Raw genomic sequence first — 25,527 nt, forward strand, 5'->3', positions numbered from 1 at the left:
GAGCATAAGCGTCGGCTTCTCGCGCATGCCGCCGCCCGCGGGGACCAGCCCGGAATTCTCGACATCCAAGAAAAGGCGGACGCCGTTCACGGCGACGAACATGGCGGTGTCCGTTCCTCGACGAAGCGATCCATCCTGCGCCCGTGGCCGCGCCCCGCCGGCCGAAGCGATCGCGCCCCTCAGGCCACCGCCGCCTGCTGCTGCACGCTCAGCAGCATGTTGGCGATCTGGCGCACCTGCAGCTCGCTGTCCTGCAGCTCCTTCTTGCGGGCGCCGCCGAACGCGAACTCGTCGTGGTCGATGACCGGGACCGGGAGGCCGGCCTCCGCGAAATACTGCTCAAGACGGGCGAGGAGCTGCTGCCAGACACCGAGGCGCGACCAGCGGATGAAGGTCTGGGCCGCCATCCACCACGGCCCGTAATGCGCCGGCACGGCCCGCCAGTTGGTGTCGTGCCAGTGGCGCCAGAGGATCGCCTCGATGGTTCGCTTCAGGTCGTGAGGCTGTGTCTTGCCGCGGGGCCGGCAGCCCTCGAGCAAAGGTGCGAGCACGCTCCACTGCGCCTCCGTCAACATCAACATCCCCTCGCCCAGGCGGCTCCCTGAGGTCATATTACCAAGGGTAACCTGGTTCTTCAATCGCCACGTGAACAGGGGAATGGGATCGCGTGCACTCGCGGCGCCGCCGCGATCAGCGACTATCGTTTGCGTTCTAACATGTGTACACTGCAAGCTATTGGCTTATTACTATAGAGATTAGGTGTTTCGGTTTGTAAATGCTTGCAGCTATCACTGAGTCTGCCTATAGACAACCAATGAGCTAACAAAGGTTAGTGATCGACGGTTGGGTCGCGTTTTTGCGGGCGAATGATGAGATTTCTGTCGCAAATATTGCCGCGCCTGATCTGAACCTTCACCGCCCAACCCTGGGAGAGTTTCACATCGAGGGCGAAAATGGTCGGCGGCAATGCCGATCTGCGTTGCGGCGCAACATTCTGACGCGACGAAGATCGCTGCCGCCCTCTGGGGCATGCGGACCCGCGACAGAGCGCCGACGATCGACGGGACCGATCTGAAACACGATGGAAACAATTTCAGGAGCCGGCGCGAAAGCATCCCCGTGGCCGAGCCTGCCAGTGGCGCGATCACGTGCGATCCGGCCTCCGTGATCGGACCGCATGGTGCGCGGCGAACCGGCACGCCTTCCGCGCGTCTCGTCGGCGACAGGGTGGGGCTGGTCCGGCGCGCAGCCACGACCTCGACGCGTCGCGCGGCTCCACCGGCGAAACGCCAGAGACGACGAAGGCCGCGGAGGCGGCCGTCCTGCATCAGTCTGATTCGAGGGATGGTGGAGCTAAGCGGGATCGAACCGCTGACCTCTTGAATGCCATTCAAGCGCTCTCCCAGCTGAGCTATAGCCCCACTTCGCCGGACGTTTGGGATCCGTCACGGGACCGGCTCGAAGCCCTCGGGGAGGGCGCCGCCGCCGGTGAGCGGCTGTATAGGAGGGTGCGGCGCCCGACACAAGCCCTCGGGGCGGGTCTTCGCGAAGTTTTCGTGACTGTCGCGAATCCCGCTTGTCCGACAGGGAGTTGGGCGAGCCGGGAGGGTCCGCCCGCGGGAGGTTCAGGATTCCTCGTCGCTCTCGATGTCGCCGTCGATGAAGTCGGAGACGTCGTCGCCGCTCTCCTCGTCCTCCTCCAGGAAGGTGTCGTCGTCGGTGCCGGCATCGCCCACATCCGCATCGTCGTCGACCGACACGTCGGCTCCGTCCTCGGCGGCCTCGACCTCGTCGAGGGAGACCATCTCGGGGGCGCCGGCCTCTTCCTCGGCCTCTTCCTCGCGCGGGGCGCGGTTGGCGATCGCCGGGGCGGGGACGCGGGTGGTGGAGAGGGCGGCGACCTGATAGACCGTGCCGCATTTCGGGCACACGGCGGGGTCCCTGCTGAGGTCGTAGAACTTCGCGCCGCAGCTCATGCACTGGCGCTTCAAGCCGAGTTCCGGTCTGGCCACGGTAATCACGTTCCTGTCGATGTCGGTAAGAGTGGGTTCGGTTAGTCGCGCCCGCCAGCCCTGTCAAATACCGGGCGGTCCGCCGGATGACGCCGCGGCGCGCGCGTGCTAACGACCCGGCCGTTTTCCACGCTTCCTCGCGCCCCTCGAGAACCAGGCCGCCTGCCCGTGTCGCACGATTCCACCCCGTCCCCGATCACCGCCCAGGCCGGCACGGCCCTGCGGGGCCGGCTGCGGCCGCCCGGCGACAAGTCGATCTCGCACCGGGCGATCATCCTCGGGCTGCTCAGCCTCGGCGAGACCCGGATCGAGGGCCTCCTCGAGGGCGACGACGTGCTGCGCACCGCCGCCGCCGCGAAGGCGCTCGGCGCCGGGATCGACCGCGACGGCGAGGGGCGCTGGCGGGTGCGCGGCGTCGGGGTCGGCGGGCTGTCGGATCCCGAGGGCGTGCTCGATTTCGGCAATGCCGGAACCGGCTCGCGCCTGATGATGGGCGTGGTCGGCGGCCACCCGGTCACCGCGACCTTCGACGGCGACGCCTCGTTGCGCAAGCGGCCGATGCGGCGGATCCTCGATCCGCTGGTGCAGATGGGCGTCACGGTGGTGCAGCAGGCCGAGGGCGGGCGGGTGCCGCTGACCCTGCGCGGCCCGCGCGAGGCGGTGCCGATCACCTACGAGAGCCCGGTCGCCTCGGCGCAGGTGAAGTCGGCGGTGCTGCTCGCCGGTCTCAACGCGCCGGGCGTCACCACGGTGGTGGAGGCCGCGGCGACCCGCGACCACACGGAACGGATGCTGCGGCTGTTCGGCGCCGACGTTCAGGTCGAGGTGCTCGGCCATGGGCGGCGCGTCGCGCTCACCGGCCAGCCGACCCTGCGGGCCGCCGAGGTGGTTGTTCCGGCCGACCCGTCCTCGGCCGCCTTCGCGATGGTGGCGGCCCTCGTCGTGCCGGGCTCCGAGGTGGTGATCGAGGGCGTGATGATGAATCCCCTCCGCACCGGCCTCCTCGCCACGCTCCTCGAGATGGGCGGCGACATCGAGCGGCTGAACGCGCGCGAGGAGGGCGGCGAGACCGTGGCCGACCTGCGCGTGCGCCACAGCCGCCTCAAGGGCGTGACGGTGCCGCCCGAACGCGCCCCGGCGATGATCGACGAGTACCCGGTGCTCGCGGTCGCGGCCGCCTGCGCGCAGGGCACCACCCGGATGCAGGGCCTGCACGAACTGCGCGTCAAGGAATCCGACCGCCTCGCCGCGGTGGCGGCGGGCCTGAAGGCCAACGGCGTCCCCCACGCCGTCGAGGGCGACGACCTGGTCGTGCATGGGGACGGCGCGGCGCCCCGGGGCGGCGGCACGGTGGCGACCCATCTCGACCACCGCATCGCCATGGCGTTCCTGGTGCTGGGCCTTGCCGCCCGCCAGCCCGTGACGGTCGATGACGGCGCGATGATCGCGACGAGCTACCCCGCCTTCCTCGCCGACATGCGGGCGCTCGGCGCCGCCTTCCGGGAGTGAGATCCGCGGTGGGAGCCACGATGGTCATCGCGATCGACGGGCCGGCGGCCTCCGGCAAGGGGACGCTGGCCAAGCGCCTGGCGCTGTATTACGGCCTGCCGCACCTCGATACCGGCCTGCTCTACCGCGCGGTGGCGCTGACGCTCCTCGACGCGGGCCGCGACCTCGCCGACGAGGCCGCCGCGGCGGCGGCCGCGCAGAGCCTCAGCCCCGATTTCCTGGGCGATCCGCGCCTGCGCGGCAGCGCCATGGGGGAGGCGGCCTCGATCGTCTCGGCGCAGGGAGCGGTGCGCGCCGCCCTCCTCGACTGGCAGCGCCGCTTCGCCGGAGCCCCGGCCGGCGCGGTGCTCGACGGGCGCGACATCGGCACCGTGGTCTGCCCGGACGCGGCGGTGAAGCTGTTCGTCACCGCCTCGGCGGAGGAGCGCGCCCGCCGCCGTCACCGCGAGCTCGGGGGACGGGGCGAGCCGGTGGCCTACGAGGCGGTGCTCGCCGACATCCTGCGCCGCGACGCCCGCGACGCCGACCGCGACGCGGCTCCCCTGCGGGTGGCCGAGGACGCGGTGGTGATCGATACCACGAGCCTCGACGCCGAGGCCGCCTTCCGGGCCGCGACCCGGGTGGTGGATGGGCGGGGCGGCGAGAGGGGCTGAGCGGCAGTCTGAACCTTCCATCCCACCCACGACCTCATCCTGAGGTGCTGCCGCTTGCGGCAGCCTCGAAGGAGGGCTCCAGAAATCTCCGTGATCCCTGGAGCCCTCATTCGAGGCTCCCTTCAGTCGCACCTCAGGATGAGGTCGTGGGTGGGATGAGTCGTCTTCACCTCCTCCGAATTTAGCGCCTCCAAGCCGCGGCGAAACCCGCCTGACACCCCGCTGCCACGAAGGCGTGGCACGGTTCTTCCACGTCACCGCGCGCGACCCGGCGCGACCTTCACTTCGGACATCCCTCTCCCATGATCCGCCTCGACAAGATCGGCAAGCAGAACGGCAACCAGCTCCTCTTCGTCGAGGCCTCGGCGGCGCTCCAGCGCGGCGAGAAGGTCGGGCTCGTCGGACCCAACGGCGCCGGCAAGACGACGTTGTTCCGGATGATCACAGGCGAGGAGCCGCCCGACGAGGGCCAGGTCTCGACCGATCGCGGCATCACCATCGGCTATTTCAGCCAGGATGTCGGCGAGATGGCCGGACGCAGCGTCCTCGCCGAGGTGATGGACGGCGCGGGCCCCGTGAGCGCGATCGCCGCCGAGCTGCGGGCGATCGAGACGGCTTTGGCCGATCCCGACCGGGCCGACGAGATGGAGGCGCTGGTCGAGCGCTACGGCGAGGTGCAGGGCCGGTTCGAGGAGCTCGGCGGCTATGCGCTCGAGGGCCGGGCGCACGAGGTCCTGGCGGGCCTGAGCTTCTCGTCCGAGATGATCGAGGGCGATGTCGGCGCCTTGTCCGGCGGCTGGAAGATGCGCGTCGCGCTCGCCCGCATCCTGCTCATGAACCCCGACGTGATGCTCCTCGACGAGCCGAGCAACCATCTCGACCTCGAGAGCCTGATCTGGCTCGAGACCTTCCTGAAGGGCTTCGACGGCGCCCTGCTGATGACCTCGCACGACCGGGCCTTCATGAACCGGATCGTCGGCAAGATCATCGAGATCGACGCCGGCGCGCTCACCACCTATTCGGGCGACTACGCCTTCTACGAGCAGCAGCGCGCCTTGAACGAGGCGCAGCAGCAGGCGCAGTTCGAGCGCCAGCAGGCGATGCTGGCGAAGGAGATCAAGTTCATCGAGCGGTTCAAGGCCCGGGCCTCGCACGCCGCGCAGGTGCAGAGCCGGGTCAAGAAGCTCGACAAGATCGAGCGGGTCGAGCCGCCGCGCCGGCGCCAGAGCGTCGCCTTCGACTTCCCCGCCGCGCCGCGCTCGGGCGACGACGTGATCAGCCTGAAATCGGTGCGCAAGAGCTACGGCAGCCGCACGATCTATGACGGGCTCGATTTCGGCATCCGCCGCCGCGAGCGGTGGTGCGTGATGGGCGTCAACGGCGCCGGCAAGTCGACCCTGCTCAAGCTCGCCACCGGCACCACCGCGCCGGATTCGGGCAGCGTGACGATCGGGGCGAGCGTCAAGCTCGGCTACTTCGCCCAGCACGCGATGGACATCCTCGACGGCGAGCGCACCGTGTTCGAGTTCCTGGAGGAGTCCTTCCCGCAGGCCGGCCAGGGCTCGCTGCGCACGCTCGCCGGCTGCTTCGGCTTCTCGGGCGACGATGTCGAGAAGCGCTGCCGGGTGCTGTCGGGCGGCGAGAAGGCGCGGCTCGCCATGGCGAGGATGCTCTACGACCCGCCGAACTTCCTCGTCCTCGACGAGCCGACCAACCATCTCGACGTCGGCACCAAGGACATGCTGATCGCGGCGCTCGCGCAGTACGAGGGCACGATGCTGTTCGTCTCGCACGACCGGCACTTCCTCGCCGCCCTGTCGAACCGGGTGCTGGAGCTGACGCCGGAGGGCATCCACCAGTACGGCGGGGGCTACGCCGACTACGTCGCGCGCACCGGCCGCGAGGCGCCGGGCCTGCGGCACTGAGGGGGCCTGGCGGAGCCCGCACGGATCGGCGGGGGGTGCGCCGTAGGGCTCGTGTGATCGCGTACGAGGCGGGGGATGCGCCGGCGCCGGCGTCACGGCACGGTGCATTCCGCAAAGGCTTGAGCTCCTTCGATATTCAGAGTGCCGGGCGTGCGGGACCGCGTCGCAAAGTGCCCAGCAAGGCATCGAGAGACGTGACAGGTTCAGCCCTCATCGCGCGGTGATCGAGATCGCGTTCGCAGCGCGTTTTCGGCTGCGGGAAGTTCGTCATCCCGGCAGAGGAGCATGCCCGCCCAGAGGAGAGGCTGCCACGATAGCGCTGATCGAGGCTCTGCCGTTCTTACGCTTCCTTGCTTCATCCGGTGGGAGCCGGCAAGCCTGCGATCAGCGCTATCCAGCGCCGGGGCGAGCGCTAGCAATAGCATCGACGGGCCGTCAGTATGCCGACGCCTGTGATTTGGTTGCGCGCAACTCTTCAGCCGCCCAATCGGTGCGGGTGACAGGGATCTCGGCTACGGTGTCTATCCTGATCCCTTTAACGAATCAGAGCCTGGAGTATAATGAAACCCGCCAAGACGAACTCAGCGGCCGCTGGTATTACTTCCCGGCGTAGCTATTTTTAAGGCCGAGCCAACTCTTCTCGGTCGACTCGGCGCCACAGGCCTCGGATTGCGGCATGCGCATCCAGCAGTTTGTCCATGGCAACGGCCGGTTGAGGCGGAAACTCGTAGAACACGTATGCCGGATCGCCCAGGGGTAGAAGATCGTGGAGAGAAAACAGCTTTGGATTAAACATACCAAAAACAGGCAAGATAATACGTTGGGCATACGAGAGCCAGGCAGCGAGCCAGCCAAACGTACTCACCGGAACAACAATGTTGGCGGCGGACCTGATAGTCTGAAAATCCTCGATTGCTCCCATGTGAGGAATAAATTCTGCTCTCGGAAATCTGGCACGAAGAGCTCTAACGTAAGGATTATCAGCAATCTGACCCATAAAAATTGGATAAAGACCAGTCTGCTCTACTATATCAGAATAAAAATCGATTGGAATCACCGTATATCCTGGATGTATAGCGTCAAGTATCTCAGCTCCTCGCACGGGGCAAACAAGACATTCAGGACCGTATTTGACAACCTGAATATCAGAACGAGAGAACATCATTCTGCATTCGTCTTTACTGGGAAAATTATCCAGACGTTGTCCGTAGCCCCTCCACTTGAAGTAATCATAAATTTTTGATTCTGCGAGATAGGAAATTCTTTGAAAGTTGAAATGATTTTCGTCGCTAATTGCACATATTTTACTAGCATCATTTTCTAAGATTGGCTCGTGACAAATATTCCAATAAGGCATTATAAAATTTGATAGTCGCAAATTTGGGATAATTAATTTAATTCTTCGTGCTACCATGTATTGAATCATCAGATTCGCATAATGAGTTGGGATGTCTTTGTGTAAAACCGGATCAGCATTCATTATAGACACCCCTCCTCGATACGCCAGAATTGGCGCCGGACTATTGAAGGTCGTTTCGCATTAGATAACTTATATCGCTTCGTAAGAAGATTTGCAATGAGCAAGCAGTCTTCAAATTTAGACATCATCAATGGCGACTAGATGACAATACAGAAAATTCGATCATGAGTGACGGCTACTTTGTTACGCTGAGATAATTTGTTTCAAGCGCAGATATTCTGAGTCGAGTAGATCAGAGAATTCCAAAATCTTCGTATCTGATTCTTCGTTTCGATCCAGCGCTTCAAACCGTTCTATCGAATGCACCCGCACTTGATGGGAAGAATAGTTTGCATCGCCACGCATCATACGCTCTCGAAACTCAATGTAAGTTTTGCTTTGATAATGATTAATTAATATATTTTCATGACATATCCTGTCTGAAACACCTCTAATGTCCATACCGAATGGCCTCAAGTCAGACAAAACACGGTGTCCACTCACTGTTCCGATATCATGGATATGAGCATCGAGAGCCAGCTTAGCCCTAGCGATAGTCTTAAAATGGTGATGATTTGACCAAAATGGTTGAGCACATTTTGTAAATGCCCGAGTCACCAAATCGTAATTAGGTTCTTGCATGCCGCCAGAACCAAAATTGCGCCAATTCAGATGCACGCTAGAAACGTCATTCGGAACCCTAGATAAAAATTTCTTAAGGCTCTTGTCGACATAGGGTACAATAAATTCATCAATATCGACGAAACTAATCCATTCCGTACGAACTCGCCTAAGCGCGTCGGTATACGCGGTGACTTGTGGAGATGTCTCAGGGATCGACGGCCAGTCAATAATTTGAACACGATCATCCGAGCGCGAAATTTTTTCCACTATCTCGAACATGTTATCGGCAGTCTCGTTTGAATATATAATGATTTTGTCAAAGCCAATAACTATATTGTGGGCAATCCATTCAACAATGTATTTTCCTTCATTTTTTGCAATTGCAGCTACAGTGCACGAATTTTCGTCGATCATTGTTTTATAGTGACTTTCTATGTCTCATGCGCTTCCGAATTCTATAAGCGAGAGCGCAGTTTGGCGGCTCTGATCGCGCGCACATTACACATTTCAGCGAAACCAGCAAGGGCTGGACGGCCGCACCTGCTGAGGCAGGTCGTTCTATAATCGTCAGAAATCCACAATCCGGAGATCCCCGATATATCTCTCATGTTCCAAGGTGCACTCATCGCGCGACGCACTTCCTCGTCTCATCAAAGGACCATTTCGCAAGTCGGAAGATAAGCGAATGAGTTATATGGATAAAGTTTGTGTTTACATTAGTAATAATTTAGATCCAGATGTCAGTCTATGACTTTATGACGCAACATTAGGCAAAGATTGTTGGGCGTGAATCCCCAAATTATAAGCCTATCAAACGATAGGAATTTGCAGCCTGGAGGTCATCGGGGGGGGCGCGAAGTCGGTTGCAAATTGCCAGGCCAGTCATGCGGTGTAGAAGATACAATTTTTGTCTTTGCTAATAAATTTCTCCAGCAGAAGAATTTATAGTCGTGGATAAAGATCAGATATTTGGATCATCTCAAGTGCATGGTCGCGTCGATGGCGATGCGTTCCTTACTGGCTCGATGTACTCCGTGACTGAGAGTTATTAATCATATTGAACGCCGCCCGCCCCGGCGGCGGGCTCTCGACCGAGCGGAACAGGGTCCCGATGCCGCCCAGCACCTCGAACGAGCGTCGCGACAGGGCGCCGGCCGGGGCGCCGGGCGGGGGTGCGGTCGGGGCGGGGCCTTGCGCGGTCTTGGCGCCGGGCTTGTCGGCGTCGAAGCCCGGCATCGGCTTGATCTCGATGCCCTGGTGGGCCGGGGCCATCACCTCGTGGAAGGTCATCGCCGGCAGCGAGCCGCCGGTGAGGTTCTTGGTCGAGGTGTGGTCGTCGTTGCCGTACCAGACGGCGGTGACGAGGTTGCCGGTGAAGCCGACGAACCAGGCGTCGCGGTAGGCGTTGGTGGTGCCGGACTTGCCGGCGGTGCGCACGCCCTCGACCGCCGCCTTGCGGCCGGTGCCCTCGTCCACGACCTTGTTGAGCATGTAGTTCATGTCGGCGACGACCCGGGTCGAGAGCACCTGCTCGGGCGGCGCCTCGCTCGTATCGTGGCGGTAGATCACCTCGCCGGCGCCGGTGCGGATCTCGGTCGCCGCGTAGGGCTTGGCCCGCTTACCCCCATTGGCGAAGACCGCGTAGCCGGCGGCCTGGTCGATCACCGTGACCTCGGCCGAGCCGATCGGCAGCGAGACCGAATCGACCAGGTTGGTGGTGATGCCCATCTTGTGGGCGAGCTCGATGATCTTGGCCCGGCCGAGCTTAGCCGCGCGGGCGTCGTGGGTCTCGCCGAGCTGCTTGCCCATGGCGATCGAGAACTGCACCGGGATGGAGTTGATCGATTTCGCCACCGCGATCCACAGTGGCATCGCTCCGGAGAAGGAGCGGCCATAGTTGGCCGGGCACCAGTTGCCGATGCAGACCGGCCGGTCGACCACCTTCGAATCGGGCCGCCACTGCCCGGTGGAGAGCGCCGCGGCGTAGACGTAGGGCTTGAACGACGAGCCGGGCTGGCGGAGCGCATCGGTCGCGCGGTTGAACTGGCTCTGGCCGTAATCGGACCCGCCGACCATCGCCCGCACCGCCCCGTCCGGCTCCATCGTCACCAGCGCCGCCTGCTCGACGTCGAAGGCGTCGCCGAACTGGCGCAGCACGTTCTCGACCGCCTGGTCGGCGCGCTTCTGGATCGCGAGGTCGAGCGGGGTCTTCACGACCAGCACCCGCTCCTTCTTCAGCTTGCCCTCGTCGACGAGCTTCTTGATCTCGTTGAAGGCCCAGTCGAGGTAGTAGTCGGCGTTGATGTCGCGCGAGCGCGTCACCGGCGTCGCCGGGTTGCGCAGGGCCGACTGGATCTGGCCTTCGGTCAGGTAGCCGGCCTCGACCATGTTGTGCAGCACGTCGGCGGCGCGGGCGCGGGCCGCCGGCAGGTTGACGTGGGGCGCGTACTTCGTCGGCGCCTTGAACAGGCCGGCCAGCATCGCGGCTTCCGGCAGGGTGATGTCCTTGAGGTTCTTGCCGAAGTAATAGTCCGCCGCCGCCGCCGCCCCGAAGGTGCCGCCGCCCATATAGGCCCGGTCGAGGTAGAGCTTCAGGATCTCGTTCTTGCTCAGGTGGCACTCGAGCCACAGCGCGAGGAACGCCTCGTTGACCTTGCGCTCGAGGGAGCGCTCGTTCGACAGGAAGAGGTTCTTGGCGAGCTGCTGGGTGAGCGAGGAGCCGCCCTGGACGTGGCCGCCGCCCCGCGCATTCACCGTCACGGCGCGGAGCGTGCCGATCGGGTCGATGCCCCAATGCTCGTAGAAGCGCCGGTCCTCGGTCGAGATCAGGGCCTTGACCAGGATGTCGGGAAACTCGTCGATGCGCAGCGAATCGTCGTGCTTGATGCCGCGCCGCCCGACCTCCGTCCCGTAGCGGTCGAGGAAGGTGACGGCGAGATCCGGGGCCTTGAGCCAGTTCTCGCTGGTCTGGTTGAAGGCCGGCTGGGCCAGCGTCAGCATCACGATGCCGCCGGCGACGCCGAGGGTCACCGCCTCGCTCGTCAGGTCGAGGACGAGGCGCTTGACGCCGCGGGCGCGGAAGCGCCGCTGAATCCGCTCCGAGACGCGCCCATAGGCCTCCCCGAACGACCGGCTGCCGCTATAGAGGCCGTCATTCAGCCAGGCGTCGAAGCCGAGCAGCCCGCGGGACAGGCGGTTCCGGATCTGTGTCAGCCGGTTCAGGGGCACGGGCGGCGGATCCTCGGATGGCGCGAAGTCAGGTCTAGCAAGCCCCGCATCCTAGCGCGAGACCGGCGGAGCCGAGAGACGGATCGCAGGCTCCTCCGTCTTATATGGGGCGGCGGGCCGCCGACACGACGTCGCAGGAGTGCGGAGGCCCGGGCGGCCCCGCTTGCCCGCGGGCGCGGGGCGCGGCAGAGGAGGGGGCCTCCCGTCCTCCTCGCATCCGCGCCGTCGCTCCGGTGCCCTCAAGGCCGAACCCTCCGTGGCCAAAGCCCGCAAAACCCCGCGCTCGCCCGTCTCCCTCAAGGCCGCGACCCCGTTCTGGCGCGAGAAGAGCCTGGAGGCGATGAGCCCCGAGGAATGGGAGAGCCTGTGCGACGGCTGCGGCCGCTGCTGCCTGCTGAAGCTCGAGGACGAGGACACGGGCGAGATCCACTACACCGACATCGGCTGCACCCTGCTGGATGCCGGCACCTGCCGCTGCCGCGACTACCCCCGGCGCCAGGCCAAGGTTCCCGACTGCGTCCGGCTGACGCCCGAGGCGGTGCGGACCCTGCCGTGGCTGCCGCCGACCTGCGGCTACCGCCTGGTGCGGGACGGGCGCGATCTGCCCTGGTGGCACCCGCTCGTCTCCGGCACCCGCCGCACCGTGCACGAGGCGGGCATCTCGGTCCGCGGCAAGGTCAGCGGCACCGAGGAGGAGTTCGAGACCGAGGAGCTGCCGGACCGGATCGTGGCGTGGCCTGGGCAGGATCCGCAGGACCCGGACGATCCGCCGGACGGGAAATGATACCCGCCCGGAGTTTTTGAGGAACCCTCCCAGGCAGCCGACGTTCCCCGGCAGTGCGGCGCAGCGCCTTCATCGAGGCCCTGCCCGCGATGGTCTGCGCCGCGAATCGCCACGTTCAGCGCGAGCACGGGCGCGTGCCCGAGGAGAACGCCATGGGCCTGTTCTCGAAGCCGATCAAGAGCATGGACGACCTGTTCCATCACATGCTCCAGGACATCTACTACGCCGAGCAGCAGATCACGAAGGCGCTGCCGAAGATGATCGCGAAGGCGAGCGACCCGCAGCTGAAAGCGGGCTTCGAGACGCATCTGCGCGAGACCGAGGGCCAGGTCCGGCGCCTCGACCAGGTGTTTCAGACCCTGGGCCAGCCCGCGAAGGGCGTGCGCTGCGCCGCGATGGACGGGATCATCGCGGAGGCCGAGGAGATCGTCGGCGACACCGACGACGCCGAGGTGCGCGACGCCGCCATGCTGGCCGCCGCCCAGGCGGTGGAGCATTACGAGATCACCCGCTACGGCACCATCATCGCGTATGCCCAGCAGCTCGGCCGCACCGACGTGATCGGGCCGCTGCAGCAGACCCTCGAGGAGGAGAAGGCGACCGACAAGAAGCTGACCTCGCTCGCCGAGAGCAGGGTCAACCGCAAGGCCGCCTGAGCGCGCCGACGAATTGGTTGGGCAAGCCGCCGGCCTTGGCACGCGGCTTGCCAGACCTCCCCGGGCCCTCATGGGCGTTTCCTCCCTCGACTTGGGGCCCCGCCGCATCGCGCGCGGGGCCTTCCTTCGTGTGGGCCGTTGCCATCGCGCGCGGCCCGCCCGATAACCCGGGCGACCGGAGACACCCCGACATGGCCCTCACCGTCGCGGTCCAGATGGACCCGATCCAGGCGATCCGCATCGCCGGCGACACCACCTTCTCGCTGCTGCTCGAGGCGCAAGCCCGCGGCCACACGCTGCTGCACTACACCCCCGACCGGCTCTCGATGCGCGACGGGCGCGTCACCGCGCGTGTCGAGCCCCTGCGGGTGCAGGACATCGAGGGCGACCACGCTCAGCTGGGTGCTCAGGAGCGGATCGACCTCGCCACGGTCGACGTGGTGCTGATGCGCCAGGACCCGCCCTTCGACCTCGCCTACATCACGGCGACGCATCTCCTCGAGCGCATCCATCCGCAGACGCTCGTGGTCAACAACCCGTTCGAGGTGCGCAACGCCCCCGAGAAGCTGTTCGTCACCGCCTACCCGGAGCTGATGCCGCCGACGCTCATCACCCGCGACAAGCGCGAGATCGAGGCATTCCGCGCCGAGCACGGCGCCGTGGTGATGAAGCCGCTGCACGGCCATGGCGGCGCCGCGGTGCTGCGGGTGCTCCCCGACGACCCGAATTTCGGGTCCATGTACGACCTCTTCGCCGTCACCTTCCGGGAGCCCTGGGTGGTGCAGCGCTTCCTGCCGCGGATCACCGAGGGCGACAAGCGCATCATCCTGGTCGACGGCGAGCCGCTCGGCGCCGTCAACCGGGTGCCGGCGGCCAACGACATCCGCTCCAACATGGTGCGGGGCGGCACCGGCGGGGCCACCGCGCTCACGCCCCGCGAGCAGGAGATCTGCGCTGCGATCGGCCCGGAGCTGCGCCGCCGCGGCCTGATCCTGGTCGGCATCGACGTGATCGACGGCAACCTGACCGAGATCAACGTGACCTCGCCGACCGGCATCCGGGCCATCAAGCGCCTCGGCGGCCCCGACCTCGCGGTCGCGGTCTGGGACGCGATCGAGGCCAAGGTGACGAAGCCGCAGGTGGCCTGACGCCCTGGCCCGGGGGGAGGGGCGCCGTCAGCCCGCATCCTCCCCCAGCGTGTCCTCGACGTAGAGCCGGTCGAGCAGCACCTTGGCGACCGCCATCAGCGGCAGGGCGAGTGCGACGCCCCAGAGCCCGAACAGCACGCCGAGCAGGATCTGCCCGGCGAACAGGGTGGCGGGCGGGATGTCGAGGGCCCGCTTCTGCACGAAGGGGGTCAGCACGTAGCTCTCGAGGGTCTGCACGAGGAGGTAGACGGCGAGGCCCGCGATCACCCCCTTGAGCCCCGAGGCGAGGGAGGCCAGCACGATGATGATGCCGGCCACCAGCGCCCCGATGGTCGGGATGAAGCAGAGCAGGCCGGCCTGGAGCCCGAGGATCAGGGCGCCGTCGATGCCGACGAGGGTCAGCCCGAGCCAGACGCAGGCGAAGATCGCCGCCATGATGACGAGCTGGCCGAACAGCCAGTGGCGCAGGGTTGTTCCGATGTCGTCGGCGACGGAGGCCGCGTGGGTGCGGTGGCGCGACGGCACGAAGCGCAGGAGGCCGTCGCGGTAGGTCCGCGGATCGGCCGCCACGAACAGGCCGAGCACCACCACGATGAAGACGTTGCCGATGGCGCCGAACACCGCGAGCGCCACCGCCGAGGCCTGCCCGAGGACGCTGCCGGCGCCCGACAAGAGCGTGCCGGGGCTCGGCAGGCCGCCCGGTCCGCCGGATTGCTGCCGCTCCTCGCTCTGTTCGCCGCCCCGCGGCACCGCCTCCTTGAGCTTGCCGAGATCGAGGAAGCGCGTGTCGATCCCGCGGGCGTCGAGCCAGGTTTTCACGGTACCGGATTGCTGCCGGAGCGTCTGGCCGAGGCGCTCGGCCTGGGCCGCCAGGGTGGCGCCGCCGAACCCGACCATGCCGAGCACCAGCACCGCGAGCAGCAGGCTGATGATCGCGAGCCGCAGCCCGTGGCCGAGGGGCACGACGCGGCCGAGGTAATGCGCGAGCCCGTCGAGGAAGACCGCGAACAGGATCCCGGCGAAGATCAGCAGCAGCGTGTCGGCCGAGCGCCAGGCCAGCAGCATGAACGCCGTGAACGCCACCACCGCGATGCCCGCGAGGATGAGCGGCCGCGGGCTCGCCCGGGCGGGTCGCATCGCGTCCTGGCCGTGGACGTCCTGGGGTGGGACAACTGGCATGGGCGATGATCTCTCCGCCAGGCTCGCGAGCCGAAGGCGGACAGATAGCCCCGCGCAGCCGTTCGGCGACCGCCAGACGCCCGGGATTCGCGCTTACCCCTCCTCGCGCCGGCGCCGCACGCCGGCGAGGACGGCGGGGTGAGGGGCCGTCGACCAATCGGTCACCGTCGGGGGCACGATGATCGGCTTCGGCAGGGCAAGGGTCGGGACCGGGCGCCGGGGCGCCCACTCCGCCACCTCCACGACCTCGATGATCTGCGGCGGCGGTTGCGGCGGTGCGGGCGGCGTGCGGCGCGCCGGCTGTGCCCGGCGGTCGCCGAGGAAGCGCAGCACCGCCCAGCCGGCGAGCCCGCCCCAGGCCAGGAGCACGCCCCCGGCGGTGGGCCGCTCGGAGAGCAGGATGGTCCCGAGCCCGATCAGGGCGCAGGCCACGGCGAGGTTGCGCGCGCTGAGCGGGTCGAACGGCAACGGATCGGGGGAGCGGGGATCTCGGAGCATGCCCTGATCGTGCCGCAGGCCCGTCAGCGATTCCTCAGCCCGATCGCTCGAATTCTCGGTAATCCCCGTTTCCCACGGCTTGACCCGTGGGGACCGAGCCCAGCCGCGAGGCTGCCATCGACGCGGGGCGCGCGCGTCCCGAACCGCGCGCGGGTCTCGCGATCACCCGTCAGGACGCTCGCCGCCGCGAAGGCGGCGGTGCGGCACCCGGATTCTCCTCTGGCTCCTCAGGCAGGCGCCGGCGCCGCAAGCCGGTGAGGACGGCGGGATGCGGGGGGATAGACCGGTCGGTCGCCGTCGGGGCCACGATGATCGGCTTGGGCAGAGCGACGACCGCAGCCGGGTTCCGGGGCGGGGCCTCCGCCACCTCCACGACCCCGATGAGCGGCGGCGGTGCGTGGGGTTCGCGGTGCGCCGGCCGGATCCGGCGCGCGCCGACGAGGCGCAGCAGCCCCCAGCCGGCGAGCCCGCCCCACGCCAGGAGCACCTCCCCGGCGGTCGGCCGCTCGGAGAGCAGGACGGTCCCGAGCCCGACGACGGCGCAGGCCGCCGCGAGATTGCGCGCGCTGGGCGGGTTGAACGGCAGCGGATCGGGTGAGCGGTGATCGCGAAGCATGGCCGCGATGATGCCGTAGGGGCATCAGCGTTTCCTCAGCCCGATCGTTCGGATTTTCGACAAGTCATCTCGTCAATCCGCGCTTCGCACGGCTCACCAACGCGCTGCCGCCGCCGCGTCGTGCTCCGTGGCCTCGACCCAGCCGCCGAGGCTGCCGTCGGCGCGGTGCTCGCGCTTCCAGAACGGGGCCCGGGTCTTGAGGTAGTCCATCAGGAAGCTCGCCGCCTCGAAGGCGGCTGTGCGGTGGGCCGAGGCCGCGAGCACCAGCACGATGCCCTCGCCCGGGCGGATCAGGCCGTGGCGGTGGATCGCGACGGCCCCCTGGAGCGGCCAGCGGCCGACGGCCTCGTCGAGCACGCGGCCGATCTCGGCCTCGGCCATGCCGGGGTAATGCTCGAGCTCGAGGGCGGCGAGGCGCCCGTCCTCGTCGCGGCACAGGCCGGTGAAGCTCACGATGGCGCCCGCCCGCCCGCCGAGTTCCGCCGTAAGGGCGGCGATCTCCGCCGCGACGTCGAAGGGCTCGGGCTGGATCGAGAGGCGAGGGGTCATGACGGCTCCGGGCTCACGGGGACAGGGCGGCCTTCTAGCACGATCGGCCCCGCCCGTGCCGAGACCGGGGCTGCCGGCGGCGGCGCAATGGCGTAGATGAAGGACGATTGGCCGGCCGGACCACACGGATCGCGCCGGATGGAGGACCGACCCGTGACCCCAGACCTCCTCCTTGCCTTCGACGACATCGAGCCCACCTTCGCGGCGCGGCCGGTCTGGTGCGGCCGCGGCAGCGCGGTGATCGGACGGGCGAGCCTCGGCGCACAGGCCTGGCTCGGCGACGAATCGGTGATCCGCGCCGACGGGCACGACGTTGTGGTGGGCGACCGGTTCTGGCTCGGCGCCCGCTCGACCCTGCACATCGCCGCGGAGGTCTATCCCTGCATCGTCGGCGACCGGGTGACGGTCGGCCGCGACGCGGTGGTCCATGCCTGCACGGTCGGCGACGATTGCGTGATCGAGGATGCCTGTGTGGTCCTGGACGGGTCGCTGATCGAGGACGGGGTGCTCCTGGAGGCCGGCAGCACGGTGTTTCCGCGCACCACCCTGTCGGCGGGCTTCGTCTGTGCCGGAAGCCCGGCCCGCCCGGTGCGGGCGCTCGAGCCCGGGGAACTCGCCGAGCGGGCCGAGCGCCTGCGCGAGGCCGCGGCCGCGGAGGCGGTCGCGGGGCAGCCCGAGGATTTCGCGCCCGATCCGGCGGTGTTCGTCGCCCGCACCGCCCGGCTGCACGGCCGGGTCGGCCTGTCGCCCGGGGCGAGCGTGTTCTTCTCCTGCATCCTCGACGCGACCGCAGGCCCGATCGTCGTCGGCGCCAACGTCAACGTGCAGGACAATTGCGCGCTGCACACCCGGGGCGGGGGCCTGGCGATCGGCCGCGACACCACGCTCGGGCACAACGTGCTGGCGGTCGACGGCCGCATCGGGTCCGGCTGCCTGATCGGCATGGGGGCGCGGCTCGGTCCCGGCACGGTGGTGGAGGACGACGTACTCGTGGCCGCCGGAAGCGCCACCGATCCCGGGCAGGTCCTGGCCTCCGGCTGGCTCTGGGGCGGGCGCCCGGCGCGGCCGCTCGCGCGCCTCGACGCCGACCGCCGCGCCATGATGGCCCGCACCGTCGCGAGCTACGCCGCCTATGGCCGCGCCTACCGCAAGCTCCAGGCGCGGGCTGGCTGACGCGGGAAGCCGCCGCTCGAAACACGATTGCGCCCGCCGCTGGCCCCGGCATTGCAGGCTTGAAAATCGCGTCGTCCTGGCGAAGCTTGCGGGCGATCAAAGGATAACACCCATGCGCGGATTCCGGACCCTCGTCTCCCTCGGCACGGTGCTGGCCGGCCTCGCGGCCGCCGGCCCGGCGCCGGCCCGCGACCTGACGGTCGTGTCCTGGGGCGGCACCTATCAGGACGCGCAGCGCAAGATCTACTTCGCCCCCTTCTCCCAGGCGAGCGGCAGGAAGGTGCTCGACGAGAGCTGGGACGGCGGCTTCGGCGTGATCCAGGCCAAGGGCAAGGCCGGCAACCCGAACTGGGACGTGGTCCAGGTCGAGGCCGAGGAGCTGGCGCTCGGCTGCGCCGACGGGCTCTACGAGAAGCTCGATTGGGGCAAGCTCGGCGGCAAGGACGCCTTCATCCCCTCGGCGGTGAGCGAGTGCGGCGTCGGCGCGATCGTGTGGAGCACCGCCCTCAGCTACGATGCCGACCGGCTGAAGACCGCGCCCACCTCCTGGGCCGATTTCTGGGACGTCAAGACGTTTCCCGGCAAGCGCGGCCTGCGCCGCGGCCCGAAATACGCCCTCGAATTCGCCCTGATGGCCGACGGCGTGAAGCCGGAGGAGGTCTATACCGTGCTCGGCACGCCGGCCGGGATCGACCGGGCGTTCAGGAAGCTCGACGAGCTGAAGCCGAACATCGTCTGGTGGGAATCCGGCGCGCAGCCCCTGTCGCTGCTCTCCTCCGGCGAGGTGGTGATGACGGCGGCCTATAACGGCCGGATCAGCGGCCTCAACCGCGCCGAGAAGAAGAACTTCAAGGTGGTCTGGCCCGGCAGCATCTACGCCGTCGACAGCTGGGTGATCCTCAAGGGCGCCGAGAACCGGCAGGCCGGCCAGGACTTCATCGCCTTCGCGAGCAAGCCGGAGAATCAGGCGAAGCTCCCCGAGTACATCGCCTACGGCCTGCCCAACAAGGCGGCGGGGGCGCTGGTGCCGGCCGCCTACGCCAAGGAACTGCCGACCGACCCCGCCAACACCGCCGGCGCGATCCCGATCAACGCCGATTTCTGGGTCGACAACACCGAGGAGCTGACGAAGCGGTTCAACGCCTGGCTGGCGAAGTAAGCCCCGGCCGGGCGTCCGGGACCGCCGCATGAACCAAGCCTTCCGATGACCGATCCCTTCATCCGCCTCGACCGGGTGTCGAAGGCGTTCGGCGGCGTGACCGTCGTCGACGACCTCGACCTCACGATCGGCCGAGGCGAGTTCGTCAGCCTGCTCGGGCCCTCCGGCTCCGGCAAGACGACGATCCTGATGATGCTCGCCGGCTTCGAGAGCCCGACCGCCGGGACGGTCTCCCTGGATGGGGCACGCATCGACCGCCTGCCGCCGCACAGGCGCAACATGGGCGTGGTCTTCCAGAGCTACGCCCTGTTTCCGCACCGGACGGTGGCCGAGAACGTCGCCTTCCCGCTGCGCATGCGCGGGATGGCGAGGCCCGAGGTCGCCGGGCGCGTCGCCCGCGCCCTCGACATGGTGCAGCTCGGCGCCTTCGCGGACCGAAAGCCCGCGCAGCTGTCGGGCGGCCAGCAGCAGCGGGTGGCGCTCGCCCGCGCCCTGGTGTTCGAGCCCGCCGTAGTGCTGATGGACGAGCCGCTCGGCGCCCTCGACAAGCAGCTGCGCGAGCAGATGCAGCTCGACATCCGCGACATCCACCGGCGGCTCGGCCTCACCATCGTGTTCGTCACCCACGACCAGGGCGAGGCGCTGACGATGTCGGACCGCGTCGCGGTGTTCAACAAGGGCCGGATCGAGCAGATCGCCACCCCGCGGGAGATCTACGACCACCCGCGGACCCGCTTCGTCGCCGAGTTCCTCGGCGAGACCAACCTCATCGACGGCGTCGTCGACCGGGCCGGCGCCGGCACGGCCACGATCCGGGTCGCCGACGGGACCGCCATCGAGGCGGCGACGCACCACGCGCTCGCGTCCGGCGAGGCCGTCACCGTCTCGCTCCGGCCCGAGCGGCTGCGGCTGAGCCCGTCCGCCGAGGCGCCGAACGCCTTGCCGGCCGCGGTCGCCGACAGCGTCTATCACGGCGATCACATCCGGGTCCGGATCGATGCGCCGACCGGCAGCCTGATCGCCCGGACGCCGCGCGGTGCGCCGGAATGGGACAGGGGTGCCCGGACCTTCGCCACCTTCGCGCCGGGCGATTGCTGGGTGCTGCCGCGATGAGCGGCCTGCGGCAGCGGCTCGTCGCCCTCGCCCTCGTCCTGCCCCTGCTGCTCTTCCTCGGCGTCTTCTTCGCCTGGCCGCTCGTGACGATGTCGGCCGAGGCGATCCCGCAATCGGTCGTCGCCCGCGGCCTGCCCCGGACGGCCGCGGCGGCGGCCGCCTGGGACCGGACCACGCCGCCGACCGAGGCCATGCGCGAGGCCCTGGTGGCGGATCTGCGCGCCGCGCCCGACGACCAGGCGCTCGCCGGCGTCGTCCAGACCCTCAACAGCGCCAAGAGCGGCTACCGTACGCTGATCGCCCGGACGGTCGCCGCCCTGCGCGGGGGCGAGGGGCCGGCGGATCTCGCGGCGATCGACCGGCGCTGGGCCGACCCGGCCTTCTGGCGCCCGATCGCCGCCGAGACCGCGAATACCCGGCCCGACGCCAACCTGCTCGCCGCCCTCGACCTGCGCCGCGACGAGGACGGCACGATCCGCTCGCTGCCGGAGGGCGCCTCGGCCAACCGCCGGATCCTCGTGCGGACCTTCGTGATCGCCGGCCTCGTCACGCTCGCCTGCCTTCTCATCGGGCTGCCCTACGCCATGCTGATGGCGAGCCTGGAGGGCTGGCGCCGCCAGGTGCTGCTCGCCGCGGTGCTGCTGCCGCTCTGGACCTCGCTCCTCGTGCGCACCGCCGCCTGGTTCATCCTGCTCCAGGACAACGGCCCGGTGAACGGCCTCCTGCGCGCGGTCGGCATCGGGGCGCTGCCGCTGATCTTCAACCGGACCGGGGTCGTCGTGGCGATGACCCACGTGCTGCTGCCGTTCATGGTGCTGCCGATCTACAGCGTGCTGCTCGGCATCCCCCGCAACCTGATGCAGGCCGCGGGCTCGATGGGGGCGCACCCGATCCGCGCCTTCGTGGAGGTGCTGCTGCCGCTGAGCGCCCGCGGCATCGTCGCGGGCGCGCTCCTCGTCTTCATGGCGGCGATCGGCTACTACATCACCCCGGCCCTGATCGGCGGCCCGCAGGACCAGATGATCTCCTCGATCATCGCCTTCTACGCCCTGCAGACCGCGAACTGGGGCATGGCGAGCGCGCTCGGCCTCGTGCTCCTCGCCATCACGATCGTGCTCTACGCGGTCTATCACCGCCTGTCGGTCGACGAGCCGGGGAGGGCGTGAGCATGCTGCGCCCAGTTCGCCTCGTCTTCGGCCTCCTCGCCACGCTCTTCCTGCTGGCGCCGCTGGTGGCGATCCTGCCGCTCGGCTTCACCGCGAGCCTCTTCCTCGAATACCCGATCCCGGCCCTGTCGCTGCGCTGGATGACGGAGCTGTTCACCGCCGAGATCTGGCGCCGGTCGATCGTCAACAGCCTGATCGTCGGCGCGGGCACGACGCTCCTCGCGACGGTGCTCGGCACGCTCGCCGCCCTTGGGCTGCGCGACCGCCTCCTGCCGCTCTCCGGGATCGTCCGGATCTTCTGCCTGCTGCCGATGGTCGTCCCGGCGGTGGTGATGGGCGTCGGCATGCAGGTGCTGTTCGTGCGCCTCGGCCTCGCCAATTCCTATCTCGGGGTGATCGTCGCCCACACGGTGGTGGCGGTGCCGTTCGTTCTCGTGAACGTGTCGGCGGCGCTCGCCGGCATCGACCGGCGGGTGGAGCGCGCGGCCGCCAGCCTCGGCGCCGCCCCCGCGACGGTGTTGCGCACCGTCACGCTGCCGCTGGCGCTGCCCGGCATCCTGTCGGGCGCGGTCTTCGCCTTCGCGACCTCCCTCGACGAGGTGGTGCTCACCCTGTTCGTCGCCGGCCCGAACCAGCGCACGCTGGCGCGCCAGATGTTCTCGACGATCCGCGAGAACATCAGCCCGGCCATCGCGGCGGCGGCCTTCCTGTTCATCGCCGGGACGGTGCTGGTCGCCGGGGCGGCGCTGCTGGTGCGGGGCCGGCTGAGCGCGCGGGGGTGAACGAAGGCCGGGTGGGTCCTACAACCCCGCCACTGCCCGCCCCGACCCGGAGCGGCGCACCGCCTCCGCCACGTCGATGAGATGGCCGAGCTCGCTCGCCGCGGCGGCGACCCGCTCCGCGACCCGCGGGTCGGTCACGGCGCCATCCTGGATCTCCGCCTCGCCGGCATAGACCGCGGTCGGCGCCACATGGGCGGTGAAGAAGCCGAAGAGCGGGCGCAGCTGGTGCTCGACCATCAGGGCGTGGCGCGGGCCGCCGCCGGTCGCGGTGAGCGCCACCGGCTTGCCGGCCATCGCGGCGGGGTCGAGGAAGTCGATCACGTGCTTGAACAGCCCCGAATAGGAGCCGTTATGGACCGGCGAGCCGACGATCACCCCGTCCGCGCCCTCGATCGCCTCGATCATGTGGGCGATCGGCAGCGGGAGGGCCTGCCGGGTGGTGGCGCCGAGCCCGGTACCGACATCGGCGAGGTCGAAGACCTTGAGGTCGATCGGTCGGCGCCGGGACAGCTCGGCCGCGACCGCCTCCACCAGCGTGCGGGTCCGGGACGGGCGGCGGACGTTGCCCGAGAAGGCGACGATGCGGGCGTGTCTCACGGCGGGCTCCGGTTGGCTGGCGGACGGGGATTCCCTGAAACGGGCTCGCGGCCGGTCGCGACGATCCCGACTGTGCCGGGTGCGCGCGGGAGGTCAATGCGAAACCGGTGCCAGGGCTCCCCGTCCCTTAACGGGACGCGGTGTCCCACTCCCGGAGAAGATGGGGCAGCTGGGTAAATTCGTCGAAAACCCGGAGGGCCCCTGCGGCCAAAAGTGCCGCCCCGGCCCGATCGTGCCCCCAGTGTCCGCCGCCGCAGAAGCCGAGGACCGGCATGCCGGCGGCGCGGGCCGCGGTGACCCCCGGCACGCTGTCCTCGATCACCACGCAAGCGCCCGGCGCCACCCCCATCTGCGCGGCCGCGTAGAGGAAGAGGTCCGGGAACGGCTTGCCCCGCGCCACCATGGTGGCGCTGAACACGTGCCCGTCGAAATGGGGCAGGAGCCCTGTGAGCGAGAGCGCGTGGCGCAGGCGCTGCGGATCGCTGCTCGAGGCGACGCAACGGCTTTCCGGCATCGTCGCCAGCACCTCGGCGACGCCCGCGATGGCGGTCAGCTCGGCATCGAAGGCCCGCAGGGTGTCAGCCCGGACCGCGTCGACGAAGCCCTCGGGCGTCGGCACGCCGTAATCCGCGGCGATGTGCGCCATGATCGAGGTCATGCTGGTTCCGGTGAAGCGGCGCGCCACCGTCTCGAGATCGATCGGCACGCCGATGCGTTGCAGGGCCTCGGTCAGGCGCACGAGGCTGATCGGCTCGCTGTCCACCAGCACGCCGTCGCAGTCGAAGATCACCAGCTCCGGCCGCGCGCCCGCGCCGTCCACCCTGCCGTCCATGCCGCTCGCTTGCCTCCGTGCGGGGAGGGCCCTTGCACGCGGCAGGCGGCAGGATCAACCCGCCGCGGCGCCGCGCTCGCGCCTCCGCAACCTGCTTGCGCCCGCAAGGCCCTCTCTCTACTCAAGGTTCCGCGCGTCCCCCGCGGACGCGGTCCGGAGCCCTGGATGATCCGCTTCCTGTGCCGCAGCCTCGGCCTGCTGCTCCTCGCCGCCGGCTTCGTCGGGATCGTGTATGACGGCGCCCGCTCGATCGCCAACAACGCGGTGCTGGTCACCTCGGTCAGCGACGTCGCGGTGGCCCTGCTCAAGGACCGGGCCGCGAGCCTCCAGGCGATGGCGGAGGGCGGGCAGCCGACCCTGTGGAAACTTCTCGGCCTGCCCTTCACGCTCTCGCCGGCCGCGCCGATCGCCCTCGTCCTCGGCCTCCTCCTGCTCTGGCTCGGCCAGCCGCCGCGGGTCGATATCGGCACGAGCTTCCGCCCGTGACCGCCGGACGACCGGAGCGCCCGCGGCCTCCCGCAGAGACGACGCCTCCTCCCCAAGCGAGCTGCCCCGGCGATGCGGCCTGACACGATGGGGCGAACCGCGCTCGCGGTCCTGCCCGGACTCTCCCTCTGCGTCGCCGTCACGGCGGCGGCGAGCCTCGTCCAGGCGGCGGAGGAGCGCCTCGTGCACCACCCCTACGTCGAGGCGCTGGTGATCGCGATCCTGGCCGGCATCGCGATCCGCTCGGTCTGGGAGCCGGGACCGCGCTGGCGCATCGGCATCGCCTTCAGCGCCAAGCAGCTGCTCGAGGTCGCCGTGATGCTGCTCGGCGCCTCGATCAGCCTCTCGGCCCTCGTCGCTTCGGGGCCGGCGCTGCTCGCCGGCATCGTCGCCACCGTGGCGATCGCGCTTCTCGCGAGCTACGCCATCGGCCGGCTGCTCGGGCTGCCGGCCCGGATGTCGATCCTGATCGCCTGCGGCAACGCGATCTGCGGCAACTCGGCCATCGCGGCGGTCGCCCCGGTGATCGGGGCGAGCGGCGACGACGTCGCCTCCTCGATCGCCTTCACGGCGATCCTCGGCGTGCTGGTGGTGCTCGGCCTGCCGCTGCTGATCCCGCTCTTGGGCACCACCCCGACCGAGTATGGGGTGCTCGCCGGCCTGACGGTCTACGCGGTGCCGCAGGTGCTCGCCGCCACGGTGCCGGTGAGCCTCGTCAGCACCCAGGTCGGCACGCTCGTCAAGCTCGTCCGCGTGCTGATGCTGGGCCCCGTGGTGCTCGGCCTGTCGCTGCTGGCCTCCCGCCTGCGCGACGAGCCCGGCGTCCCGGCCGGCGCGCGGAAAAAGCTCGGCTTCTTCAAGCTGGTGCCGTGGTTCATCCTCGGTTTCCTGGTGCTCGCCGCCGCCCGCTCGCTGGGCCTCGTGCCCGACGCGGCGCTGGCGCCGCTCACCCGGGTCGCCGGCATCCTGACGGTGATTGCGATGGCGGCGCTCGGCCTCGGCGTCGACGTGCGGGTGGTGGCGCGGGTCGGCGCCCGGGTGACGCTCGCCGTCACCGCCTCCCTGGCGGTCCTGCTCCTCGTCAGCATCGCGCTGGTGCGGGGGCTCGGCATCGCCTGACCGCGCCCCTCAGCTCCGAAGGGCCGCCGTTCCGGCTTTCGGCCCGAACCCGTCCGGCACCGGCACCGAGGTCGCGCCGTAATTCGCGTTGAGGTAGAGGTTGGGGCCCTCGTAGAGGTTGATCAGCCGGGCGACGATCACCGTATAGGCCGACTGGTCGGCGACCGGCTTGCTGCTGTCGATGATGAGCCGTCCCGCCGGCAGGTAGATCGTCCCCAGCATCGTGCGGGCGTTGTCGCTGATGATCCGGTACTGCCGCA

24 protein-coding genes, 1 tRNA gene and 1 pseudogene are annotated in these 25,527 nt (G+C 68.4%); 13 read left to right on the forward strand and 13 right to left on the reverse strand.

Annotated elements, in window-relative coordinates:
- Positions 1-179: 179 nt before the first annotated feature.
- From EU555_RS10465 to EU555_RS10475, 3 genes are all read right to left on the reverse strand, one after another.
- Positions 180-575, reverse strand: a complete 396-nt coding sequence (locus EU555_RS10465) for a transposase (protein ID WP_167858504.1) — start codon at positions 573-575, stop codon at positions 180-182.
- 770 nt (positions 576-1,345) lie between these two features.
- Positions 1,346-1,421 (reverse strand) — tRNA-Ala (locus tag EU555_RS10470).
- A 204-nt stretch (positions 1,422-1,625) separates the two neighbouring features.
- Entirely contained in the window at positions 1,626-2,012 is a 387-nt protein-coding gene (locus EU555_RS10475) for a TIGR02300 family protein (RefSeq protein ID WP_135414580.1), read from the reverse strand.
- Between the two features lie 168 nt (positions 2,013-2,180).
- On the opposite strand from EU555_RS10475, the gene aroA reads away from it, so the two are divergent.
- From aroA to EU555_RS10490, 3 genes are all read left to right on the forward strand, one after another.
- Positions 2,181-3,521, forward strand: coding sequence for a 3-phosphoshikimate 1-carboxyvinyltransferase (aroA, locus tag EU555_RS10480; protein WP_135414581.1), 1,341 nt, complete (start codon positions 2,181-2,183; stop codon positions 3,519-3,521).
- A gap of 20 nt (positions 3,522-3,541) precedes the next feature.
- Positions 3,542-4,174 carry a (d)CMP kinase gene (gene cmk, locus EU555_RS10485; RefSeq protein WP_135414582.1) on the forward strand — a complete coding sequence of 211 codons (633 nt, stop codon included), beginning with the start codon at positions 3,542-3,544 and terminating at the stop codon, positions 4,172-4,174.
- A 302-nt stretch (positions 4,175-4,476) separates the two neighbouring features.
- Positions 4,477-6,099 (forward strand): ABC-F family ATP-binding cassette domain-containing protein, encoded by a 1,623-nt coding sequence (locus EU555_RS10490; RefSeq protein ID WP_135414583.1) that lies wholly within the window; start codon positions 4,477-4,479, stop codon positions 6,097-6,099.
- Between the two features lie 619 nt (positions 6,100-6,718).
- Here the strand turns inward: EU555_RS10490 and EU555_RS10495 are convergent.
- The 3 genes from EU555_RS10495 to EU555_RS10505 form a co-directional block, all read right to left on the reverse strand.
- Complete coding sequence (locus EU555_RS10495; RefSeq protein ID WP_135414584.1) at positions 6,719-7,579, reverse strand: hypothetical protein; 861 nt, start codon at positions 7,577-7,579, stop codon at positions 6,719-6,721.
- A 183-nt stretch (positions 7,580-7,762) separates the two neighbouring features.
- Entirely contained in the window at positions 7,763-8,596 is an 834-nt protein-coding gene (locus EU555_RS10500) for a glycosyltransferase family 2 protein (protein WP_135414585.1), read from the reverse strand.
- 600 nt (positions 8,597-9,196) lie between these two features.
- Positions 9,197-11,410, reverse strand: coding sequence for a transglycosylase domain-containing protein (locus EU555_RS10505; RefSeq protein ID WP_135414586.1), 2,214 nt, complete (start codon positions 11,408-11,410; stop codon positions 9,197-9,199).
- Between the two features lie 340 nt (positions 11,411-11,750).
- On the opposite strand from EU555_RS10505, the gene EU555_RS10510 reads away from it, so the two are divergent.
- The 3 genes from EU555_RS10510 to gshB all read left to right on the forward strand — a co-directional run bounded on the left by EU555_RS10510 (position 11,751) and on the right by gshB (position 13,998).
- Positions 11,751-12,194, forward strand: a complete 444-nt coding sequence (locus tag EU555_RS10510) for a YcgN family cysteine cluster protein (RefSeq protein WP_245524239.1) — start codon at positions 11,751-11,753, stop codon at positions 12,192-12,194.
- 152 nt (positions 12,195-12,346) lie between these two features.
- A complete protein-coding gene (locus EU555_RS10515; RefSeq protein WP_135414635.1) occupies positions 12,347-12,850 on the forward strand; it encodes a YciE/YciF ferroxidase family protein in 504 nt (167 codons plus the stop codon).
- 191 nt (positions 12,851-13,041) lie between these two features.
- Entirely contained in the window at positions 13,042-13,998 is a 957-nt protein-coding gene (gshB, locus tag EU555_RS10520; protein ID WP_135414588.1) for a glutathione synthase, read from the forward strand.
- 27 nt (positions 13,999-14,025) lie between these two features.
- Here gshB and EU555_RS10525 read toward each other — a convergent pair whose 3' ends face one another.
- The 4 genes from EU555_RS10525 to EU555_RS10540 form a co-directional block, all read right to left on the reverse strand.
- Positions 14,026-15,135: an AI-2E family transporter gene (locus EU555_RS10525; protein WP_135414636.1), complete on the reverse strand. Its 1,110-nt coding sequence runs from the start codon at positions 15,133-15,135 to the stop codon at positions 14,026-14,028.
- A 135-nt stretch (positions 15,136-15,270) separates the two neighbouring features.
- Positions 15,271-15,675 (reverse strand): hypothetical protein, encoded by a 405-nt coding sequence (locus tag EU555_RS10530; RefSeq protein WP_135414589.1) that lies wholly within the window; start codon positions 15,673-15,675, stop codon positions 15,271-15,273.
- Positions 15,676-15,844: 169 nt separating this feature from the next.
- Positions 15,845-16,291 (reverse strand): hypothetical protein, encoded by a 447-nt coding sequence (locus tag EU555_RS10535; protein ID WP_135414590.1) that lies wholly within the window; start codon positions 16,289-16,291, stop codon positions 15,845-15,847.
- 93 nt (positions 16,292-16,384) lie between these two features.
- Positions 16,385-16,840 (reverse strand): molybdenum cofactor biosynthesis protein MoaE, encoded by a 456-nt coding sequence (locus EU555_RS10540; protein ID WP_135414591.1) that lies wholly within the window; start codon positions 16,838-16,840, stop codon positions 16,385-16,387.
- A 153-nt stretch (positions 16,841-16,993) separates the two neighbouring features.
- Here EU555_RS10540 and EU555_RS10545 point away from each other — a divergent pair, with 153 nt between their 5' ends.
- The 5 genes from EU555_RS10545 (at position 16,994) to EU555_RS10565 (ending at position 22,233) form a co-directional block, all read left to right on the forward strand.
- Entirely contained in the window at positions 16,994-18,013 is a 1,020-nt protein-coding gene (locus tag EU555_RS10545; RefSeq protein WP_135414592.1) for a gamma carbonic anhydrase family protein, read from the forward strand.
- A gap of 112 nt (positions 18,014-18,125) precedes the next feature.
- Positions 18,126-19,172 carry an ABC transporter substrate-binding protein gene (locus tag EU555_RS10550; protein ID WP_135414593.1) on the forward strand — a complete coding sequence of 349 codons (1,047 nt, stop codon included), beginning with the start codon at positions 18,126-18,128 and terminating at the stop codon, positions 19,170-19,172.
- 45 nt (positions 19,173-19,217) lie between these two features.
- Positions 19,218-20,285 carry an ABC transporter ATP-binding protein gene (locus tag EU555_RS10555; protein ID WP_135414594.1) on the forward strand — a complete coding sequence of 356 codons (1,068 nt, stop codon included), beginning with the start codon at positions 19,218-19,220 and terminating at the stop codon, positions 20,283-20,285.
- On the forward strand, positions 20,282-21,451 hold the full coding sequence (locus EU555_RS10560) for an ABC transporter permease (RefSeq protein WP_135414595.1): 1,170 nt from the start codon (positions 20,282-20,284) through the stop codon (positions 21,449-21,451). Before EU555_RS10555 ends, EU555_RS10560 begins: the two co-directional genes overlap by 4 nt.
- Before the next feature lie 2 nt (positions 21,452-21,453).
- Positions 21,454-22,233, forward strand: a complete 780-nt coding sequence (locus tag EU555_RS10565) for an ABC transporter permease (protein ID WP_135414596.1) — start codon at positions 21,454-21,456, stop codon at positions 22,231-22,233.
- An 18-nt stretch (positions 22,234-22,251) separates the two neighbouring features.
- On the opposite strand, the gene msuE is transcribed toward EU555_RS10565, so the two are convergent.
- Together msuE and EU555_RS10575 are read right to left on the reverse strand one after the other, a co-directional pair.
- Positions 22,252-22,830: an FMN reductase gene (gene msuE, locus EU555_RS10570; protein ID WP_135414597.1), complete on the reverse strand. Its 579-nt coding sequence runs from the start codon at positions 22,828-22,830 to the stop codon at positions 22,252-22,254.
- A 127-nt stretch (positions 22,831-22,957) separates the two neighbouring features.
- Positions 22,958-23,662, reverse strand: coding sequence for an HAD family hydrolase (locus EU555_RS10575; protein WP_135414598.1), 705 nt, complete (start codon positions 23,660-23,662; stop codon positions 22,958-22,960).
- A gap of 165 nt (positions 23,663-23,827) precedes the next feature.
- On the opposite strand from EU555_RS10575, the gene EU555_RS10580 reads away from it, so the two are divergent.
- Both EU555_RS10580 and EU555_RS10585 read left to right on the forward strand, forming a co-directional pair.
- Positions 23,828-24,148, forward strand: a complete 321-nt coding sequence (locus EU555_RS10580) for a PetM family of cytochrome b6f complex subunit 7 (protein ID WP_135414599.1) — start codon at positions 23,828-23,830, stop codon at positions 24,146-24,148.
- A gap of 72 nt (positions 24,149-24,220) precedes the next feature.
- Positions 24,221-25,267 carry a YeiH family protein gene (locus EU555_RS10585; RefSeq protein WP_135414600.1) on the forward strand — a complete coding sequence of 349 codons (1,047 nt, stop codon included), beginning with the start codon at positions 24,221-24,223 and terminating at the stop codon, positions 25,265-25,267.
- A 9-nt stretch (positions 25,268-25,276) separates the two neighbouring features.
- Here the strand turns inward: EU555_RS10585 and EU555_RS10590 are convergent.
- Positions 25,277-25,527, reverse strand: a pseudogene (locus EU555_RS10590) (hypothetical protein); the annotation flags it as partial.

The sequence above is a fragment of the Methylobacterium nonmethylotrophicum genome, assembly GCF_004745635.1.
Taxonomy (GTDB): Bacteria; Pseudomonadota; Alphaproteobacteria; order Rhizobiales; family Beijerinckiaceae; genus Methylobacterium; species Methylobacterium nonmethylotrophicum.

Coding starts and splice junctions, on each gene's coding strand:
- EU555_RS10540 (WP_135414591.1), bottom strand. CDS start 16,840: ATGACCCCTCGCCTCTCGATCCAGCCCGAGCCCTTCGACGTCGCGGCG.
- EU555_RS10580 (WP_135414599.1), top strand. CDS start 23,828: ATGATCCGCTTCCTGTGCCGCAGCCTCGGCCTGCTGCTCCTCGCCGCC.
- EU555_RS10515 (WP_135414635.1), top strand. CDS start 12,347: ATGGGCCTGTTCTCGAAGCCGATCAAGAGCATGGACGACCTGTTCCAT.
- EU555_RS10500 (WP_135414585.1), bottom strand. CDS start 8,596: ATGATCGACGAAAATTCGTGCACTGTAGCTGCAATTGCAAAAAATGAA.
- EU555_RS10555 (WP_135414594.1), top strand. CDS start 19,218: ATGACCGATCCCTTCATCCGCCTCGACCGGGTGTCGAAGGCGTTCGGC.
- EU555_RS10560 (WP_135414595.1), top strand. CDS start 20,282: ATGAGCGGCCTGCGGCAGCGGCTCGTCGCCCTCGCCCTCGTCCTGCCC.
- gshB (WP_135414588.1), top strand. CDS start 13,042: ATGGCCCTCACCGTCGCGGTCCAGATGGACCCGATCCAGGCGATCCGC.
- EU555_RS10530 (WP_135414589.1), bottom strand. CDS start 15,675: ATGCTCCGAGATCCCCGCTCCCCCGATCCGTTGCCGTTCGACCCGCTC.
- EU555_RS10495 (WP_135414584.1), bottom strand. CDS start 7,579: ATGAATGCTGATCCGGTTTTACACAAAGACATCCCAACTCATTATGCG.
- EU555_RS10535 (WP_135414590.1), bottom strand. CDS start 16,291: ATGCTTCGCGATCACCGCTCACCCGATCCGCTGCCGTTCAACCCGCCC.
- cmk (WP_135414582.1), top strand. CDS start 3,542: ATGGTCATCGCGATCGACGGGCCGGCGGCCTCCGGCAAGGGGACGCTG.
- EU555_RS10565 (WP_135414596.1), top strand. CDS start 21,454: ATGCTGCGCCCAGTTCGCCTCGTCTTCGGCCTCCTCGCCACGCTCTTC.
- EU555_RS10510 (WP_245524239.1), top strand. CDS start 11,751: ATGAGCCCCGAGGAATGGGAGAGCCTGTGCGACGGCTGCGGCCGCTGC.
- EU555_RS10465 (WP_167858504.1), bottom strand. CDS start 575: ATGTTGACGGAGGCGCAGTGGAGCGTGCTCGCACCTTTGCTCGAGGGC.
- EU555_RS10585 (WP_135414600.1), top strand. CDS start 24,221: ATGCGGCCTGACACGATGGGGCGAACCGCGCTCGCGGTCCTGCCCGGA.
- EU555_RS10550 (WP_135414593.1), top strand. CDS start 18,126: ATGCGCGGATTCCGGACCCTCGTCTCCCTCGGCACGGTGCTGGCCGGC.
- EU555_RS10525 (WP_135414636.1), bottom strand. CDS start 15,135: ATGCGACCCGCCCGGGCGAGCCCGCGGCCGCTCATCCTCGCGGGCATC.
- EU555_RS10575 (WP_135414598.1), bottom strand. CDS start 23,662: ATGGACGGCAGGGTGGACGGCGCGGGCGCGCGGCCGGAGCTGGTGATC.
- EU555_RS10490 (WP_135414583.1), top strand. CDS start 4,477: ATGATCCGCCTCGACAAGATCGGCAAGCAGAACGGCAACCAGCTCCTC.